Origin of the sequence: Pseudomonas sp. AM8, from assembly GCF_036346475.1 — a bacterium.
In the GTDB taxonomy this organism is placed as follows: domain Bacteria; phylum Pseudomonadota; class Gammaproteobacteria; order Pseudomonadales; family Pseudomonadaceae; genus Aquipseudomonas; species Aquipseudomonas marginalis.
The window spans coordinates 138,766-154,639 of record NZ_JAOTNX010000005.1; the positions used below are offsets into that span (position 1 = coordinate 138,766).

The window sequence follows — 15,874 nt, forward strand, 5'->3', positions numbered from 1 at the left end:
TGCCGATGAATATCCCTAATCTGATCACCGTTCTACGCGTCCTGCTCATCCCTATTTTCATTTTGTTGTTCTATTTGCCGTACGAATGGAGTTATCTGGCTTCCAGTTCAGTGTTTGCCTTTGCCGCCGCCACCGACTGGCTCGACGGCTACCTGGCGCGCCGCCTGGAACAGAGCACGCCCTTCGGCGCGTTCCTCGACCCGGTGGCCGACAAGCTCATGGTGGCCGTCGCTTTGGTCCTGCTGGTGCAGGAACACGGCAACCTGTGGCTGACCCTGCCGGCAGCGGTCATCATCGGCCGCGAAATCGTCGTCTCGGCCCTGCGCGAATGGATGGCTGAAATCGGCGCCCGCGCCCACGTGGCCGTGTCCAACATGGGCAAATGGAAAACCGCCGCGCAAATGCTCGCGCTGGTTATCCTGCTGGCCAACCCGTCGGACTTCTCGTTCTGGGTCCTCACGGGTTATGCCTTGCTGCTGATCGCAGCGGGCCTGACCCTGTGGTCGATGCTCCAATATCTGCGCGCCGCCTGGCCGCATCTGCGCACCACCGTTGAAAAGAAATAAAACTTTTTTGAATCAAGGGGTTGACGGGTGCTGAGGATTCTATAGAATGCGCATCACCAAGCGGGAATAGCTCAGTTGGTAGAGCACGACCTTGCCAAGGTCGGGGTCGCGAGTTCGAGTCTCGTTTCCCGCTCCAAGTATTTAAAAATGGACCTCTGAAAAGAGGTCCATTTTTTTTCGTCCAAAGAAAAGTCTTTCTTCGACTTTTGCCGCGCCGTCCCGTGAAAACATTATCGGCGGATGGAGCGTAATGCTAGGCGCCTGGCAAAACGCCTGGGAACAGAATTGGCCAAAGCTGCCCACCTGCAACGGGAGTTTCAGAAAGGTGCACTTCGGCGTTGCGTGCTACGTTCCGTAGCGCGGTGTTACGGCATACCGAATGCCATAAGACATCACGATGATTCCTGATATCGCTCTATTCGGCCGCTTTCCGAGCCTTCCGATACTATGGCGTGCATATTGCTTGCCTGACGGAACTAACCCCAAGAGTCTACGTCATGGTCAGTTCCGCATTTCGACCCGGCATAACGCGCATCAGCCTGCTTGGCTGGGCAACGTTAGTCCCGTGCGGAGCCATGAAGAACTTTCTACGTCGATCGATTGCGCCTTCCCACGTGACGCTGAAACGTCTTCCCTCCTGCGTTGCCGCTAAGCAAAACGGTTTTTGGCAAATAGTCAGGTAATCCTTCCTCGAGAATCTCGAACTTTCCGTAGCCCGCGATTGCGGTGCCTGCGCCTGAGCATTCGTTAGCGACCAGCGAGCCTTGCGGCTATCGCCTGGTGCTCTGCAATTGGAAGAAAACCTGATGACCCAAGACACGGCTTTGCTCGTGATCGATCTTCAGAAAGAAGACGGCTTCACTCTGGAGCGGTTCGATCAAGTAATCAAAAACGCAACAGCGCTGGTTGATTGCGCTCGAAAAAACAACATCCCTCTGTTCTACACCCGTCATGTCAACGATGCCCAAGGTCTCGGCTTGGCGCTGGGCGAGCCCGTAGATGCCGAGGGCAAACCGACCAGCTATCGCGCAGGTACATCTGCCATAGAGATCATCGACGCGTTAGCCCCACAAACCGATGACGTTGTCATTGATAAGCAACGCTACAGTGCCTTCCACGGTACTCGGCTGACTCCGATGCTGAGGGAGCGCGGCATCAAGCATCTCGTGGTGATGGGCGTACTGACTGACGTCTGCGTGATGAGTAGTCTGTTCGATGCCTATCAGCACGACTTCCACTTGAGCCTCGTGGCCGACGCTTGTACGGCTACGACTACCGCAGCCCATTACTCGGCCTTATTTATTGTCTCCAACTGGCTTTACGGACTGGACATGCTCTCTACCGAACAGCTGTTGCGGCGCTGGGCGGGCGAGCCAGCACCTTCACTTCGCACGATGGAGCCGGACCACCTTGCCTTCCAGCCAGAAGAGTTTATGCAAGCTATCGCGCGCCTGGAAAATTGCCTCGTTGCCAAGACAGAGCGGAGAGCATGATGAACGTAGAAAAAAGAAGCATCGATTTCATTCCAGAAACCGAACGTCACGGCGAACCCCGTTCTCTGTTCTTCGTGTGGTTTGGGGCCAACGCCAACATCACCACGGTTGCGGCCGGGGTGCTGCCGGTCAGCCTGGGGCTGAACCTGTTCTGGAGCGCTTTGTCGATCCTGCTCGGCTCCCTAATCGGCGCGGTATTCATGGCTTCGCATTCTGCACAGGGGCCGAGGTTGGGCATCCCGCAGATGATCCAGAGCCGTGCGCAGTTTGGGGTATTTGGAGCCATTGTTCCGCTGCTGTTCGTAATGCTCATTTACTTAGGGTTTTTTGTCAGTAATACGTTGTTGGCCACCCAAGCAGTCGCCGCCTCAAGCCCCCTCAGCAGTGAGGCAAACATTGTGCTGCTTGGTTCGCTCTGCTTTCTGGTAGCCCTGTTTGGCTACAAGCTCATCCACCGCCTGCAAAAAATGCTGTCGTTGGTTTCGGTTGTTTTTTTCGGGATCGCGACCCTGTTCGCCCTTGCGCTGCCAATAGATGCGCAACAATGGACGACGCAGGGCTTCAACTTGGCGAGCTTCCTCGCCTCAGTGAGCATCGCGGTGACTTGGCAATTGTCCTATGCCCCTTATGTGGCTGACTATTCTCGCTATTTGCCTACCCATACTTCCGCGCGCCAGGTCTTCTGGTACAGCTATACGGGGACGGTCATTGGTGGAAGTTGGATGATGCTGCTGGGGGCGATATTGACCAAGGGCGTCACAGGTTTTTCAGATAATGTTGGCCTTCATTTGCTTAGCGTCCTAGGGGGTGGAAGTTTGCTGACCGTGGCATTCGTGCTCTATGGTCAGATCGCTATCAACGTGTTCAACCTCTATGGAGCCTTTATGTCGACGGTTACCGTTATCGAGCCCTTTGCTGCGCTCAAGGTCACTGCGAAGGTGCGCGCCAGCTTTATGCTCATTATCTGTGCCGTTGCCACTGCGTTATGCACCATGGCCCAGGATGACTTCATTCAGTTTTTTCTGAATTTCATCTTTTTCATGAGCTACTTTCTCATCCCATGGACGGCAATAAACCTGGTCGACTACTACGCGCTACGCAAAGGCGTATACAAGATTGCCGATATCTTTGACCCCTCGGGAATTTACGGTCGGGTGAACTGGATCGCTATCGGGGTGTTCCTCGCGACCATCTTGCTAGAAATTCCATTCATGAATACTTCCCTTTACGTCGGCCCCATCGCCTCCGCCCTGCAAGGGATCGATTTGGCGTGGGTTGTTGGTCTGCTGTTTCCAGCATGCGCTTACTACGGATTAATGAGTCGGCGCGGTCTCGTGGTGATCAAGCCAACATAAAGCATGATCTTTGAGCGGGAGATCGCTCAGATCAAAACACTGATCAGGCTGCGCTGAAGGGAGTGCTTGGATGTGATCTTTGTGACTGAGCAACCGAGATAGTCGTATCTATCCACTCGATAGCTGTCCCATCATGCTGTGTGCTTCCCCATCTGGCCGTTGCGAAGATTTTGCGGCAGGCCAGACGGGGAAGCTTTTTTAACGGTAGTGGCGGGTCATCGATTCCAGAGCGATAGGCGCTGCCCGGCACAGAAGCATTTCCGCAACGAGCGTTGGCTCAAGTTTGAAACGAATAGTCATGCAGTACGACCGCCGAGTACCTCAGCCACCCAGTCGGCGATGTACTGGCCGGCATTGATACTGTTGTCGAAGCTCGAATGCTGCACGCCGCCCTCACGTTCGGTGAAGATTTTCAGTTCGCGTTTGGGGCTGTTGACCAACTGTTCGTAAGTGCGGTGGGCCCACTTCAATGGAATCTGCGAATCCTTTTCTCCGTGGGTGACCAGGAAGGGCACCTTGATGCGGTCCAGGATGCCGTCCAGATGAACGTTCTCGGCGATGGTCATGAACTCGTCCGTGTCCTTGGCACCCCAGACCCAAGACACATGCGACCAATAATGCGGCACCGGGAAGCTGCCTTCCTTTTCCATTCGACGTTTCTGCACATCACGCCAATCATGGTTGGCCCCCCATACGACGCCGCACGCGAAGCGCGGCTCGAAGGCTACCGCGCGCGGGCAGTAGTAGCCTCCAAGCGACACACCTTCCAGGCCGATGCGTTTGGCGTCGACATCGTCGCGGGTTTCCAGCCAATCCACCACGCGGCTGGCCCAATGCTCACTGTCGAAACGCGCAGTCAGATTATGTAGCCGGAGCGCTTCGCCCGTCCCGGGTTGGTCGATGATCAACGATGACACGCCACGTTTGGCCAGCCAGGCGGGCAGGCCGACGCGGTATTTCATTTCTTTGGTGGAATCCAGTCCATTGACCTGCACCAGGATCGGCGCTGGGCCGCTGACGCCTTCGGCACGGACCAGCAGACCGGAAAGGTGTTTGCCTTCGTAAGGGATTTCAACGCGCTCGCAATTTTCCCGTGCCAGTTCGATACTCCGTTGGAAGGTGTGCAGAAAGCGCTGGTACAGCTCCATGCGGCCCGGTGCACCGTGGGCCTGCAGGCGTTCGCAGCTCAGGTAATAGGTCGCGGCGCGGTTGTATTTTTCACCGGCAGACAACAGTCGACCCTTGCCTTCGTCTTCTTCCGCCAGGCCGCACAGCTTGTCGGCCATGTTCGCCCAGGTTTCACGGAAGGCTTTGCTGCCGGCGGCATCCGGCTGTTTGGCGGCTTCTTGCAGCGGCGCGCACATTTCCTCGATTTCGCCGATGCGGGCGCCCATTTCAATGGCCAGGTCGACGGAAAGATTCCACACGTAGTTGGTCGGGAAGTAGCGAAACATGATTGTTATTGTCCTTGTGCAAGCAAAGGCAGGCGGCCAAATCCGGAGCGGGGTACGCCAGACCTGACGGTTCGAAGCAGGCTAAGGGGAGGCCCATTGTTTGGCCAATCGCGAGTCAGGATGGGAGGTATTGCGAACGGCGATAGGGCGCATATGCGCCATTGGCTTGAGTCTCGGCGCGCGCATGAATCCTGGCTCGCCGCCGAGCAGCGGGAGCGACTACTGCTCCAGCTTGTTGATGATCTGACTGATTTTCGCCCGCAACCAACGGTGCATCGGATCTCCTTCCATGGTTCGGTGCCAGAGCATGAACTCACGCATCACCGGGATTTTCACCGGAGGCTGCAAGATGCGCAGCGGCAGGTAGTTGGCGTAGAGCCTGGCCATGCGCTGGAGCATGGTGGCGACACGTTGGGTGCCGACAATCAACTGCGGCAGGGTGTTGAAGTCATGGGTCACCACTTCCATGCGACGGGTGAATCCATACTGGCTCATCAACCACTCTTCGACGCTCAATTGCCGGTTGCGGCCAAAAATCACCGAGACATGGCCCATCTCGATGTACTGATCGAGGGTGATGCTGTCGCCCACCTGGGTGTTGCCGTCCCACACCACGCAAACGTGCTCTTCTTCGAACAGCAGCTGCGAGGGGTGGCCTTCGATGAGGTAGCGCTCAGGCACGATCATCATATCGGCCTCGCCGCGCATCAGCATCTCAGTGGACGTGTCACCGGGACCCAGCAATTCGAAGGTGATGTGCGGGGCTTCCAGGGAGATCTTCTGGATCACCCGGGCAAACAGGACGCTGATCAGATAGTCGGAAGTGATCAGGCGAAAATGGCGCTTGCTGGTGGCGGGATCGAACACCGGTTTGGCGGTGATCGAGGACTGGATCGTCAGCAGCACCTGGCGTACGGGCGCCGCCAGCTCGCGGGCATAGGGCGTGGGCTGCATCTTGCGCCCGACCTGCGCCAGCAGTTCATCTTCGAAGTAGAGGCGCAGCCTGCCCAGTACGCCGCTGGTGGCGGATTGAGTCATGTGCAGGCGTTCGGCAGCGCGGGTGATGTTCTGCTCTTCCAGTAACACATCCAGCGCCACCAGGAGATTGAGATCCAGGTGGTTGAAGCGCATGGCGGTCTCGATTCTTGTATTTATTTTGTAAATACCTTCCGGCCTTCCTATCGCGGCGTCAAGTCCCGTGAATGGATGAATCGAACGACGCCTGGTTCGATTTTCCATGTCACTTGCGCCGCGCAGCCAGGTATCGCATTTGCCGATAGGTCGCATCCCGACAAGCGATTAGTCAGTGGGTTTTTGCCCCTTCAGTATCGGCCCACAGTCGGTTGGCGTGACGCTTCATCGACTTCAAGACCCGCCTCGGCAGCGCTCCGCCTGGCACGGTTCCCGTAAGCGGGGTGCTGGCCTGCGCTGAATAATTACAATGGAGTGGTAACTCAATGAACATCATTGGCCTTGATGCCTTGATTTTTGGCGTCGACGATATTCAAGCCTGTACCCATTGCCTGCGTGACTACGGCCTGTGCCCTGTCGATGTCGACAGCGAGGGCGGTCGTTTTGAAGCCCTCGACGGCACGGCGGTGATTATCCGTCATGCAGACGATGCTCGTTTGCCGGTGGCCATCGGGCCTGCTCCCTCGATTCGGGAAACCGTTTATGGCGTGGCCGGCGTGGCTGACCTCGAGGCCATCGCCGATGAGTTGGGGCGCGACCGCCCGGTGACCCGCGGTGCCGATGGTTCCGTGCACAGCGTGGACGATATGGGCTTTGCCATTGGTTTCCAGATCAGCGTGCGGCGTGCGTACAGCGCGCCCGCCGACCTGACTAACGCACCGGGCCATGTCCCCCAGCGGCCGGTCAACCAGCCGGGCATCAGCCCCGATATGCAGGCTTTGCCGCGTACCCTGTCCCACGTGGTGTATTTCGTGCCGGATGCAGCCAAGGCCGAGGTTTTTTACCAGCGCCTGGGCTTCGTGACCACCGACACCTTTGTCGGCGCGGGTCCGTTCATGCGGCCGGCCGGTTCCGATGACCATCACTGCCTGTTCATGATCCAGACACCGCCACACATGAAGGGTTGCGAGCATTTCACCTTTCACATGGGCAGCGGCACGGAAGTCCTGCTGGCCGGACGTCGCTTCGAGCAGCAAGGCTGGACCAGCTTCTGGGGGCCGGGCCGCCATCTCTTCGGTTCCAACTGGTTCTGGTACTTCAACAGTCCGTTGGGCTGTCACATCGAATACGACGCCGATATGGACAAGCACGATGACGCCTGGCAAGCGCGCCAGGCGCCACTGTCGGCGGATAATTCGCAATTGTTCCTGTTCACCTCCCGGGAAAAATGGTTCCCGAGCGGCCCTCCGCCCAAGCAGGCCTGAGTGTGGAGGTTGTCCATGAGTCACGAGGCCCTGGTGCTCTGTTGCCTGGATGAACTGGTGGAAGGGCAGGCCCGCGGGTTCGATCCCCTGGGCACGGGGAAGGACAGTGTGTTCGCCCTGCGCCATGACGGCGAAGTGCGGGTCTATCGCAACAGCTGTCCGCACCTGGAGGTGCGCCTGGAGTACCGCAAGGATCGTTTTCTCAGCGTCGATGGCCGCCAGATCGTCTGTTACGCCCATGGTGCCCGGTTCCTTCCGGACAGTGGTCTGTGCGTCTACGGGCCGTGCCTGGGGGACAGCCTGAGCGCACTGCAATGGCATGCAGAGGCCGATTGGCTGGTGCTCGAAGCGGATCAGTTGGAGGCGTATGCATCCTGATTAACGTATCGCGGTAGCTGATACATCGTATCCCTACATGCGATTAGTCAAACGCCTGCTTTGCCGAGAAAGTGAACACAACGCGGTAGCGAATGCGTGCAAACACAGCCGGTGGTGAAGCCTGGGATCGCTCCGGCAGAACGCTAGCGTGAATAACAAGAATAAGAGTGAGACGAGCATGAACGCAGTGAAAAAGGTGCTTATCGTCGGTGGTGGTATCGGTGGTCTATGTGCGGCAATCGCTTTGCGTCGCCAGGACATCGAAGTCGATCTTGTCGAGCTCAAGACGCAGTGGACAGTCTATGGCGTTGGCATCATCCAGCAGAGTAACGTCGTCCGTGAGATGGCCAAGCTGGGTGTGTTGGACGGCTACTTGGATGCCGCCTACGCGTTCGAGGATGTGACCATCAACACCACCGCCGGTGAACAACTGGCGCGAATTCCCGGCAAGCGCCTGGCGGGGCCCGAGTATCCAGCCAACGTCGGCATCTCGCGCCTGGCCCTGCATCAAGTCCTCAGCGAAACCGTTGCTGCCCTTGGCGTCTCGGTTCGTCTGGGCCTGAGTGTCGAGTCGCTGGAGCAGATGGGCGAGGGCGTCGATGTGCTGTTCACCGATGCCAGTCGCGGTCGCTACGACCTGGTCGTCGGCGCCGATGGCCTGTACTCCCACCTGCGCGGTCTGCTGTTTGGCGAGCAGTACCTGCCGCGCTTCACCGGTCAATCGGTGTGGCGCTACAACTTTCCTCGTGCCGCTGGAATTGATCATCTGGCCACCTTCCAGGGACCTGCCGGTAACGCCGGACTGGTGCCGCTGGGCCGCGACCAGATGTACCTGTTCGTGACTTCCCATGAGCCCGCCAACCCCAGGATGGAGGCTGCCACGCTGGCGACCCAGATGCGCCAGCGCCTGAGTGGTTTCACCGGGCTGATCGGCGAACTGCGCGAGCAAATAACCGACAGCGACCAGGTGGTCTACAAGCCGCTGGAGGTGCTGTTCGTCAGCGAGCCCTGGTACCGCGGCCGTGTCGTGCTGATTGGCGATGCGGTGCACGCCACGACGCCGCACCTGGGCCAGGGTGCCGGCATGGCCATCGAGGATGCCGTGGTGCTTGGCGAAGAGTTGATCGCCGGCGGCAGCCTCGAACAGCAGCTCCAACGCTTTATGGCGCGCCGTTATGAGCGCTGCAAATTCATCAGCGACAGCTCGGTGCTGGCCGGTGACAAAGAAATGGCCCACGACAGCAGCTTCGACCGGATCGGCCTGGTCAGGCGGATGCTCGACGTCACGGCAGCGCCTATCTGAGGCGCCGGCAAAACTGAATTTGCTCTCCCATGGATGCTTCATGCCTGTGCAGGCTTGGCCCGGTTCGACTGCGGGCGCCGTTCCACCAGAAGAGCTGACATACAACAACAATAAAGAGGGTTACTTCGATGGCTACTCGCAAGTTCGCTGCGTCGCGGCGCGTCCCCTTCACCCTGACCCTTGCGGCCAGCCTGGGGCTTGGCGCTTCGGCTGCCCAGGCCTTTCAGATCGACACCGGTAGTCCCGATCTCAGCTTGCGCTGGGACAACACGCTGAAGTACAGCGCGGCCTGGCGCCTGAAGGAGCCCAGCAGCAAGCTTAGCGAGGGGCAGACGGCGCTGAACCAGAATGACGGTGATCACAACTTCGGCAAGGGCCTGATCTCCAATCGCCTGGATATTCTTTCCGAACTGGACATCGGTTTTCACAACTTTGGTGCCCGTCTGAGCGGTGCGGCCTGGTACGACACTGTCTACCAGGACCGCAACGACAACAACGACGCGGCCAGTGCCAACCAGCGTTCGGTGGGTTTCAACGAGTTCACCAGTGATACCCGTCAACTGCACGGCGGTGACGGTGAACTGTTGGATGCGTTCGTCTACTGGAACGGTGAGCTGGCCGACCGTACCTTGTCGGTTCGCGCCGGGCGCCACGGGCTGATCTGGGGCGAGAGCCTGTTCTTCGGCGGCAACGGCATTGCCGGAGCCATGGCGCCGGTGGACGTGGTCAAGGCGCAATCGGTGCCCAACACCCAATTCAAGGAAATCACCCGACCGGTCAACCAGCTCTCGACCGCCTACCAACTAACCGACGATGTGTCATTGGGCGCCTTCTACCAGTTGGAGTGGGAAGCCACCCGCTTGCCGGGCGCCGGTAGCTATTTCTCCACCAGCGATACCATCGGCGACGGCAATGAACGGCTGATCACCGGCGGGCCGTTCCCGGATTTCCTCGGCGGTAATGCCAACAGCCCGGCTGCGTTTTTCCATGGCAAGGACAAGAAAGCCAGGAGTTCCGGCCAGGGCGGCCTGCAGCTCAAGTACAACACCGGGACGACGGATTACGGCCTGTACGCACTCCAATATCACGAGAAAACCCCAACGCTGTACTTGAAGCCGAATGCCACCGGGCCGAACTTCAGTACCGGGCAAGTCGGCGAATATTCCTGGGTCTACCCGGAAGATATCCGGGTCCTGGGCGCCAGTTTCGCGACCTCCGTGAACGAGTACAGCTTTGCCGGCGAGGCATCGATGCGCTGGAACATGCCGCTGGTGTCCAACGCCCAGACCGTCCTGCCGGGCGCCGAGGCGGACAACAACGACGACGCCCTCTATGCCGTCGGCCGTACGGCCCACGTCAACCTCAACGTCCTGGCATCGCTGGGCCCTTCCTTCGTCGCCAATGAAGCCAGCCTGGTAGGGGAAATCGCCTGGAACCGCCTGCTCGCCGTAACCAGGAACCGCGCCGCCCTAGACCCTAACGCCACTGATGATGGCCTGGGCTTGAAGTTGGTTTACACGCCCACCTATCGCCAGTTCTTTCCGGGCGTGGATATCAGCGTGCCGCTGGGCATCAGCTATTTCCCCATGGGCAAGTCGGCTGTGATCAGCGGGTTCGGCCCCGACAGAGGCGGGGACATGAACATCGGCGTCTCCGCCACCTATTTGGACCAAGTGACGGTGGGGCTGACCTACACCCACTTTTACGGTCCCGAGGACACCAGCCTCAACGCCGCCAACCAGTTCAATTACAAGCAGTCGCTGAAGGATCGGGATTACCTGGCTTTCTCCGTCAAGACCACGTTCTAAGAGGATTTGCGCATGACCATTCAGTTCACTCTAAAGGCCTTGTGCTTAACCCTGCTGGCCGCTGCCGCGCCGATGGCCTTGGCCGCCAGCGCCGAACAAGCGGCCGCGCTGGGCAAGACCCTGACGCCCTTCGGTGCCGAGAAAGCCGGCAATACCGACGGCAGTATTCCGGCCTGGGACGGTGGCTACACCAAGGTTGATCCAGGCTACGTCCCGGGCGGCAAACGCAGCGATCCATTTGCTGCGGACAAACCCTTGTACAGCATCACCGCCCAGAACCTGGCCAAGTACGCCGACAAACTCAGCGACGGCACCAAGGAGCTGTTCAAGCGTTTCCCGGACACCTATCGCATCGATGTCTATCCGACCCGGCGCACGGCGGCCGCGCCGCAGTGGGTCTATGACAACACGTTCAAGAATGCGACCCGCGCCAAACTGGTCGACAGCAGCGCCGGACTGATCCCCGACGGTGCCTATGGCGGGATCCCGTTCCCGATTCCACAGAATGGTACCGAAGCCATCTGGAACCATGTGCTGAACTGGCGCGGCACTTCGGTGGCGGGGCACTTTCGCCACTATCTGATGACCGCTGACGGCAACCAGGTGATGACCAGCGACGGCCTGTTGACCCAGGAAATGCCCTACTACTTTCAGGAGGGCGGCCCTGAGAACTATTCGGGCGACTACTGGCAGGTGCACTTTGTCAATCTCGGCCCGGCGATTCGTGCCGGTGAGCAGATCCTGGGGCGTGAAAACATCAACGGTGACAAATCCCAGGCCCATGTCTACCTGAGCGGTCAACGCCGGGTACGCACGCTGCCCAACGCTTGCTGCGATACGCCGACGCCGTCCACTGCCGGGGTCATGTCCTTCGATGAGTTGAGTGTGTGGGGTGGTCGCACGGACCGGTTCGACTGGAAACTGGTGGGCAAGCAGGAGATGTATGTCCCCTACAACACCAACAAGGTGCAAAACGCTGCCCAGCCGCAGGACCTGCTGGGCAAGCACCATCTGAACCCGGACTACGTGCGCTGGGAATTGCACCGCGTCTGGGTGCTCGAATCGACGGTGGCCGCCGGCAAGCGCCACCAGTTGCCCAAGGGGCGTTACTACCTCGATGAAGACACTTGGCAAGCCCTGCTCGGCGACCGTTGGGATGCCAGCGGCCAACTGGCCAAGACCCTCTGGTCGCTGCCTTCCGTATTGCCCGACCTGCCTGGGCTGGTGCAACTCTCTTCAGGTTTTTATGACCTGACCTCCGGTGCGTGGTTTATCCAGAATCTCTATGCCGGGTTGCCGGATCAGTATCGCGCGGTCGATCGCTACAAGTCCTCGGAGTTCTCGCCCGCGGCGATGGCGGGGCGTGGCGTGCGTTAGACCTGAGCCGAGAGTGAAGGGCAGGCCTGCCGGTCTGCCCTTGGGATACGAGTGTTTGTCCGAGGTAGGTTATGAACAGAATCAGTCAGGCGAGCGCGTTGCTGTTGGCCTTGTATTTGCCCCTCGCCACGAGCGAGTGTCTGGCCGGGTCGGCAGCGGTGGGCGTGCCGCTCAATACCCCGGCCATGCGGGTACCGGCTGCGCAGAACGGCGTATTGATCGACCTGGCGCGTGCCGGCACACGCCTGGTGGCCGTGGGTGAGCGCGGCCTGGTGCTGTTCTCCGACGACAATGGGCAAAGCTGGCACCAGGCTTCGGTACCGGTTTCGGTCAGCCTGACGGCGGTGCGGTTCGTGGATGCGCAAAAGGGCTGGGCAGTCGGTCATGCGGGCGTGGTGCTGGCGACGCTGGACGGCGGCGAGCACTGGACGCTGCAGCTCGACGGCGTACGCGTGGCACAGCTGGAACTGGACGCCGCCAAGGCGGAACAAGCCACCGCTGTCGACCCGGATGCCGCCCTGATACGGGTACAAAATGCCGAGCGTCTTGTCGCCGATGGTCCAGACAAACCCTTTCTGGCACTGGAGTTCGTCGACGCACATCGCGGGCTGATCGTCGGTGCCTACGGTTTGGCGCTGCTGACCACCGATGGTGGCGCCACCTGGCAATCGCTGATGGGGAAAATTGCCAACCCCAACGGCTTGCACCTGTACGCCATCAGTCGCCACGGCACACGTTGGTTCCTGGCTGGCGAGCAGGGCTACCTGGCACGCTCGGACGACGATGCGCTGTCGTTCAGTCAGCTGGACAGCCCCTACGAAGGTAGTTTCTTCACCCTGCAGAACCGCGCGGATGGCGCGCTGATGGTCGCCGGTCTGAAGGGCAATGCCTTTGTCTCCCACGACGCCGGCGCAAGTTTCCAGCGTCTTTCGGTGCCCGTACCGATCTCCTTCAACGACGCCACACGCCTGGCCGACGGCCAACTACTGCTGGTCAACCAGGGCGGCATGCTGTTTCGCAACAGCGAGCAGACCGGGGCGGCGCTGCTGCCGTTGGGAACGCCCTTGGGCAAACCTGTTTCAAGTGTGATCGAGGCCGCCGATGGTAGCTTGATCGTTGCCGGTTTCACCGGGCTGCAGCGTCTTGCGCAGCCAGCCACTGCCGCTCCGGAGTGAGGTTATGACGTCCCCTGATAATTTTTCCCCGTCTCGTGCAAGTACGTTCGATGACTTTGATCCACGCTCCGGCTCGCTGCTCGAACGAGCATTGTTCAACCATCGTCTGTGGGTGTTGCTGCTGTGCCTGGCGACCACGCTGGTGCTGGGGTGGCAGTCCAGTCGTGTCGAGCTCAATGCCAGCTTCGAAAAAATGATTCCCACCCATCAGCCCTATATCGCCAACTACCTTGAGCACCAGCAGGAGTTGAGCGGGCTGGGGAATGCGGTGCGCATTGCAGTGGTCAACAAGCGGGGCGACATCTATGACAGCGCCTACCTCAAGACCCTGCAGGCGTTGAGCGACAAGATCTACCTGCTGCCCGGTGTCGACCGTGCGTACATGAAATCGCTCTGGACGCCGGCCACGCGCTGGGTGGCGGTGACCGAGGCGGGCCTGGAGGGTGGGCCGGTCATTCCGGATAACTACGATGGCGGCGCAGCGAGCCTTGCGGCATTGCGGCGCAACGTGCAGCTGTCCAACGAAATCGGCCAGTTGGTGGCGTTCGACCAGGCTTCGAGCATCATCCAGGTACCGCTGCTGCAGCGCACCCCGGACGGCAAACCCTTGGACTACAGCCAACTGTCGCAACAGTTGGAATCATTGCGCAGCCAATACCAGAGCGACAGCATCGACATCCGCATCACCGGTTTCGCCAAGAAAGTCGGTGACCTGATTGCCGGCCTACGGCAAATCCTGATGTTCTTCGCCGTGGCGATCCTGATCACCACGGTGGTGCTTTATTGGTACACCCGCTGCATTCGTAGCACTCTGTTGGTGGTGTTCTGCTCATTGGTGGCGGTGGTTTGGCAGCTCGGCTTGCTGCCGCTGCTCAATTATCAACTGGACCCCTATTCGGTGCTGGTGCCGTTCCTGGTGTTTGCCATTGGCATGAGCCACGGCGCACAGAAGATGAACGGCATCATGCAGGATATCGGGCGCGGCATGCACCGGGTGGTCGCCGCACGCTTCACCTTCCGCCGCTTGTTTCTCGCCGGCCTCACCGCGCTGCTGTGTGATGCGGTCGGTTTCGCGGTGCTGATGATCATCAAGATCCAGGTGATCCAGGACCTGGCGATGATTGCCAGTATCGGCGTGGCGGTGCTGATTTTCACCAATTTGATCCTGCTGCCGATATTGCTTTCTTATGTGGGGGTCAGCCGCCGTGCGGCGCAACTGAGCCTGAAAAGCGAGCACGCCGAACTGGCCGGCCACAATCGCCACGGATTCTGGCGCTTCCTCGACCTGTTCACCCAGCGCCGGTGGGCGGCGCTGTGCATCGCCCTGAGCCTGGCGCTGGCGACGCTCGGCTTCATCGTCAGCCTGCAATTGAAAGTCGGTGACCTGGATGCGGGCGCGCCTGAGCTGCGGGCCGACTCGCGCTACAACCAGGATGATGCATTCCTGACCCGGCATTACGGCGCCAGCAGCGATCTGTTCGCGGTCATGATCAAGACACCCGCCAGCGCCTGTTCGCGCTATGACATCCTGAACAAGGTCGATGCCCTCGACTGGCAGTTGCGCACCTTGCCGGGTGTCGATTCGACCAATTCCCTGGCGTTGCTCAACCGCCGCATGCTGGTGGGCCTGAGCGAAGGCAGCCCGAAATGGTATGAGCTGCAGAACAACCAGGCGATGCTCAACATGGTCACCGCCGGGGCACCGCGCGGTTTGTACAACGAAGACTGCAGCCTGCTGACACTGTACGTCTACCTCTCCGACCACAAGGCGCAAACCTTGAGCCGCCTGGTGGATCACGTCGAGCAATTCGCCGCGGCGAACAATACCGATGACGTCCAGTTCCTCCTGGCCGCTGGCAATGCCGGGATCGAGGCCGCGACCAACATCGTCGTCAGGCAGGCCAACCGCGAAATGCTGTTCTGGGTCTACGGCGCGGTGATCCTGCTGTGCCTGATCACCTTCCGTTCCTGGCGCGCCACGATTTGCGCGGTGATTCCGCTGATGCTCACATCGATCCTCTGTGAGGCGCTGATGGTCTGGCTGAACATCGGCGTCAAGGTCGCGACCCTGCCGGTGATTGCCCTCGGCGTGGGCATCGGCGTCGACTACGCGCTGTACGTGATGAGCATCCTGCTCGGTCATATGCGCCAGGGTACAAGCTTGTCTGAGTCGTATTACCGGGCACTGCTGTCCACCGGCAAGGTGGTGATGCTGACTGGCGTGACCTTGGCGATCGGCGTGGCCACCTGGATGTTTTCGCCAATCAAGTTCCAGGCTGATATGGGCGTGCTGCTGGCCTTCATGTTCGTCTGGAACATGGTCGGTGCGCTGGTTCTATTGCCAGCCCTGGCTCACTTCCTGTTGCCGAGCAAGCGGGTGAGCGCGGGGTCGGCCGAGGCCAGACCCAGCCACCCATTGAGCTTGCCGCTAATGCCGGCCGTAGCCGAGGAGGGGGCCTGTGTGAAGCACCACTCACTGCGCCTGACGTCGGGACACGATCAAACGACGACAGCGGCTGCTGACCCTGTCACGTCATAACAACAAGAAAGGACTTTCCCATGTCTCGTG

At 59.7% G+C, this 15,874-nt stretch carries 12 protein-coding genes and 1 tRNA gene; 11 read left to right on the plus strand and 2 right to left on the minus strand.

The window, feature by feature from the left end; translation table 11 throughout:
- The first annotated feature begins 5 nt into the window (after window positions 1-5).
- The 4 genes from pgsA to V3W40_RS14360 all read left to right on the plus strand — a co-directional run bounded on the left by pgsA (window position 6) and on the right by V3W40_RS14360 (window position 3,414).
- On the plus strand, window positions 6-566 hold the full coding sequence (pgsA, locus tag V3W40_RS14345) for a CDP-diacylglycerol--glycerol-3-phosphate 3-phosphatidyltransferase (RefSeq protein WP_027603207.1): 561 nt from the start codon (window positions 6-8) through the stop codon (window positions 564-566).
- Between the two features lie 60 nt (window positions 567-626).
- Window positions 627-702: transfer RNA gene (locus V3W40_RS14350), tRNA-Gly, on the plus strand.
- Window positions 703-1,372: 670 nt separating this feature from the next.
- Window positions 1,373-2,059, plus strand: a complete 687-nt coding sequence (locus tag V3W40_RS14355; protein ID WP_065939489.1) for a cysteine hydrolase family protein — start codon at window positions 1,373-1,375, stop codon at window positions 2,057-2,059.
- Window positions 2,059-3,414: a purine-cytosine permease family protein gene (locus V3W40_RS14360; RefSeq protein ID WP_330215304.1), complete on the plus strand. Its 1,356-nt coding sequence runs from the start codon at window positions 2,059-2,061 to the stop codon at window positions 3,412-3,414. The genes V3W40_RS14355 and V3W40_RS14360 overlap by 1 nt, the downstream gene beginning before the upstream one ends.
- A 296-nt stretch (window positions 3,415-3,710) precedes the next feature.
- Here V3W40_RS14360 and V3W40_RS14365 read toward each other — a convergent pair whose 3' ends face one another.
- Together V3W40_RS14365 and V3W40_RS14370 are read right to left on the minus strand one after the other, a co-directional pair.
- Window positions 3,711-4,868, minus strand: coding sequence for an alpha/beta hydrolase family protein (locus V3W40_RS14365; protein ID WP_065939490.1), 1,158 nt, complete (start codon window positions 4,866-4,868; stop codon window positions 3,711-3,713).
- Between the two features lie 219 nt (window positions 4,869-5,087).
- Complete coding sequence (locus tag V3W40_RS14370) at window positions 5,088-5,999, minus strand: LysR family transcriptional regulator (protein WP_065926044.1); 912 nt, start codon at window positions 5,997-5,999, stop codon at window positions 5,088-5,090.
- Window positions 6,000-6,325: 326 nt separating this feature from the next.
- On the opposite strand from V3W40_RS14370, the gene V3W40_RS14375 reads away from it, so the two are divergent.
- From V3W40_RS14375 to V3W40_RS14405, 7 genes are all read left to right on the plus strand, one after another.
- The gene (locus tag V3W40_RS14375) at window positions 6,326-7,264 is read left to right on the plus strand and encodes a VOC family protein (RefSeq protein ID WP_330215200.1); all 939 of its coding nucleotides are present in this window, start codon (window positions 6,326-6,328) and stop codon (window positions 7,262-7,264) included.
- 15 nt (window positions 7,265-7,279) lie between these two features.
- A complete protein-coding gene (locus tag V3W40_RS14380) occupies window positions 7,280-7,642 on the plus strand; it encodes a Rieske (2Fe-2S) protein (protein ID WP_065926045.1) in 363 nt (120 codons plus the stop codon).
- 178 nt (window positions 7,643-7,820) lie between these two features.
- Entirely contained in the window at window positions 7,821-8,945 is a 1,125-nt protein-coding gene (locus V3W40_RS14385; protein ID WP_065947821.1) for an FAD-dependent oxidoreductase, read from the plus strand.
- A 128-nt stretch (window positions 8,946-9,073) separates the two neighbouring features.
- Window positions 9,074-10,753 (plus strand): DUF1302 domain-containing protein, encoded by a 1,680-nt coding sequence (locus V3W40_RS14390; RefSeq protein WP_065926047.1) that lies wholly within the window; start codon window positions 9,074-9,076, stop codon window positions 10,751-10,753.
- Window positions 10,754-10,765: 12 nt separating this feature from the next.
- The gene (locus tag V3W40_RS14395) at window positions 10,766-12,130 is read left to right on the plus strand and encodes a DUF1329 domain-containing protein (RefSeq protein ID WP_330215201.1); all 1,365 of its coding nucleotides are present in this window, start codon (window positions 10,766-10,768) and stop codon (window positions 12,128-12,130) included.
- 71 nt (window positions 12,131-12,201) lie between these two features.
- On the plus strand, window positions 12,202-13,305 hold the full coding sequence (locus V3W40_RS14400) for a YCF48-related protein (protein ID WP_330215202.1): 1,104 nt from the start codon (window positions 12,202-12,204) through the stop codon (window positions 13,303-13,305).
- Between the two features lie 4 nt (window positions 13,306-13,309).
- On the plus strand, window positions 13,310-15,844 hold the full coding sequence (locus tag V3W40_RS14405) for an efflux RND transporter permease subunit (protein ID WP_330215203.1): 2,535 nt from the start codon (window positions 13,310-13,312) through the stop codon (window positions 15,842-15,844).
- Window positions 15,845-15,874: the final 30 nt, after the last annotated feature.

Bases quoted from the DNA above. Each gene is read 5' to 3' on its own strand.
- pgsA (WP_027603207.1), top strand. From the start codon at position 6: ATGAATATCCCTAATCTGATCACCGTTCTACGCGTCCTGCTCATCCCT.
- V3W40_RS14355 (WP_065939489.1), top strand. From the start codon at position 1,373: ATGACCCAAGACACGGCTTTGCTCGTGATCGATCTTCAGAAAGAAGAC.
- V3W40_RS14360 (WP_330215304.1), top strand. From the start codon at position 2,059: ATGAACGTAGAAAAAAGAAGCATCGATTTCATTCCAGAAACCGAACGT.
- V3W40_RS14365 (WP_065939490.1), bottom strand. From the start codon at position 4,868: ATGTTTCGCTACTTCCCGACCAACTACGTGTGGAATCTTTCCGTCGAC.
- V3W40_RS14370 (WP_065926044.1), bottom strand. From the start codon at position 5,999: ATGCGCTTCAACCACCTGGATCTCAATCTCCTGGTGGCGCTGGATGTG.
- V3W40_RS14375 (WP_330215200.1), top strand. From the start codon at position 6,326: ATGAACATCATTGGCCTTGATGCCTTGATTTTTGGCGTCGACGATATT.
- V3W40_RS14380 (WP_065926045.1), top strand. From the start codon at position 7,280: ATGAGTCACGAGGCCCTGGTGCTCTGTTGCCTGGATGAACTGGTGGAA.
- V3W40_RS14385 (WP_065947821.1), top strand. From the start codon at position 7,821: ATGAACGCAGTGAAAAAGGTGCTTATCGTCGGTGGTGGTATCGGTGGT.
- V3W40_RS14390 (WP_065926047.1), top strand. From the start codon at position 9,074: ATGGCTACTCGCAAGTTCGCTGCGTCGCGGCGCGTCCCCTTCACCCTG.
- V3W40_RS14395 (WP_330215201.1), top strand. From the start codon at position 10,766: ATGACCATTCAGTTCACTCTAAAGGCCTTGTGCTTAACCCTGCTGGCC.
- V3W40_RS14400 (WP_330215202.1), top strand. From the start codon at position 12,202: ATGAACAGAATCAGTCAGGCGAGCGCGTTGCTGTTGGCCTTGTATTTG.
- V3W40_RS14405 (WP_330215203.1), top strand. From the start codon at position 13,310: ATGACGTCCCCTGATAATTTTTCCCCGTCTCGTGCAAGTACGTTCGAT.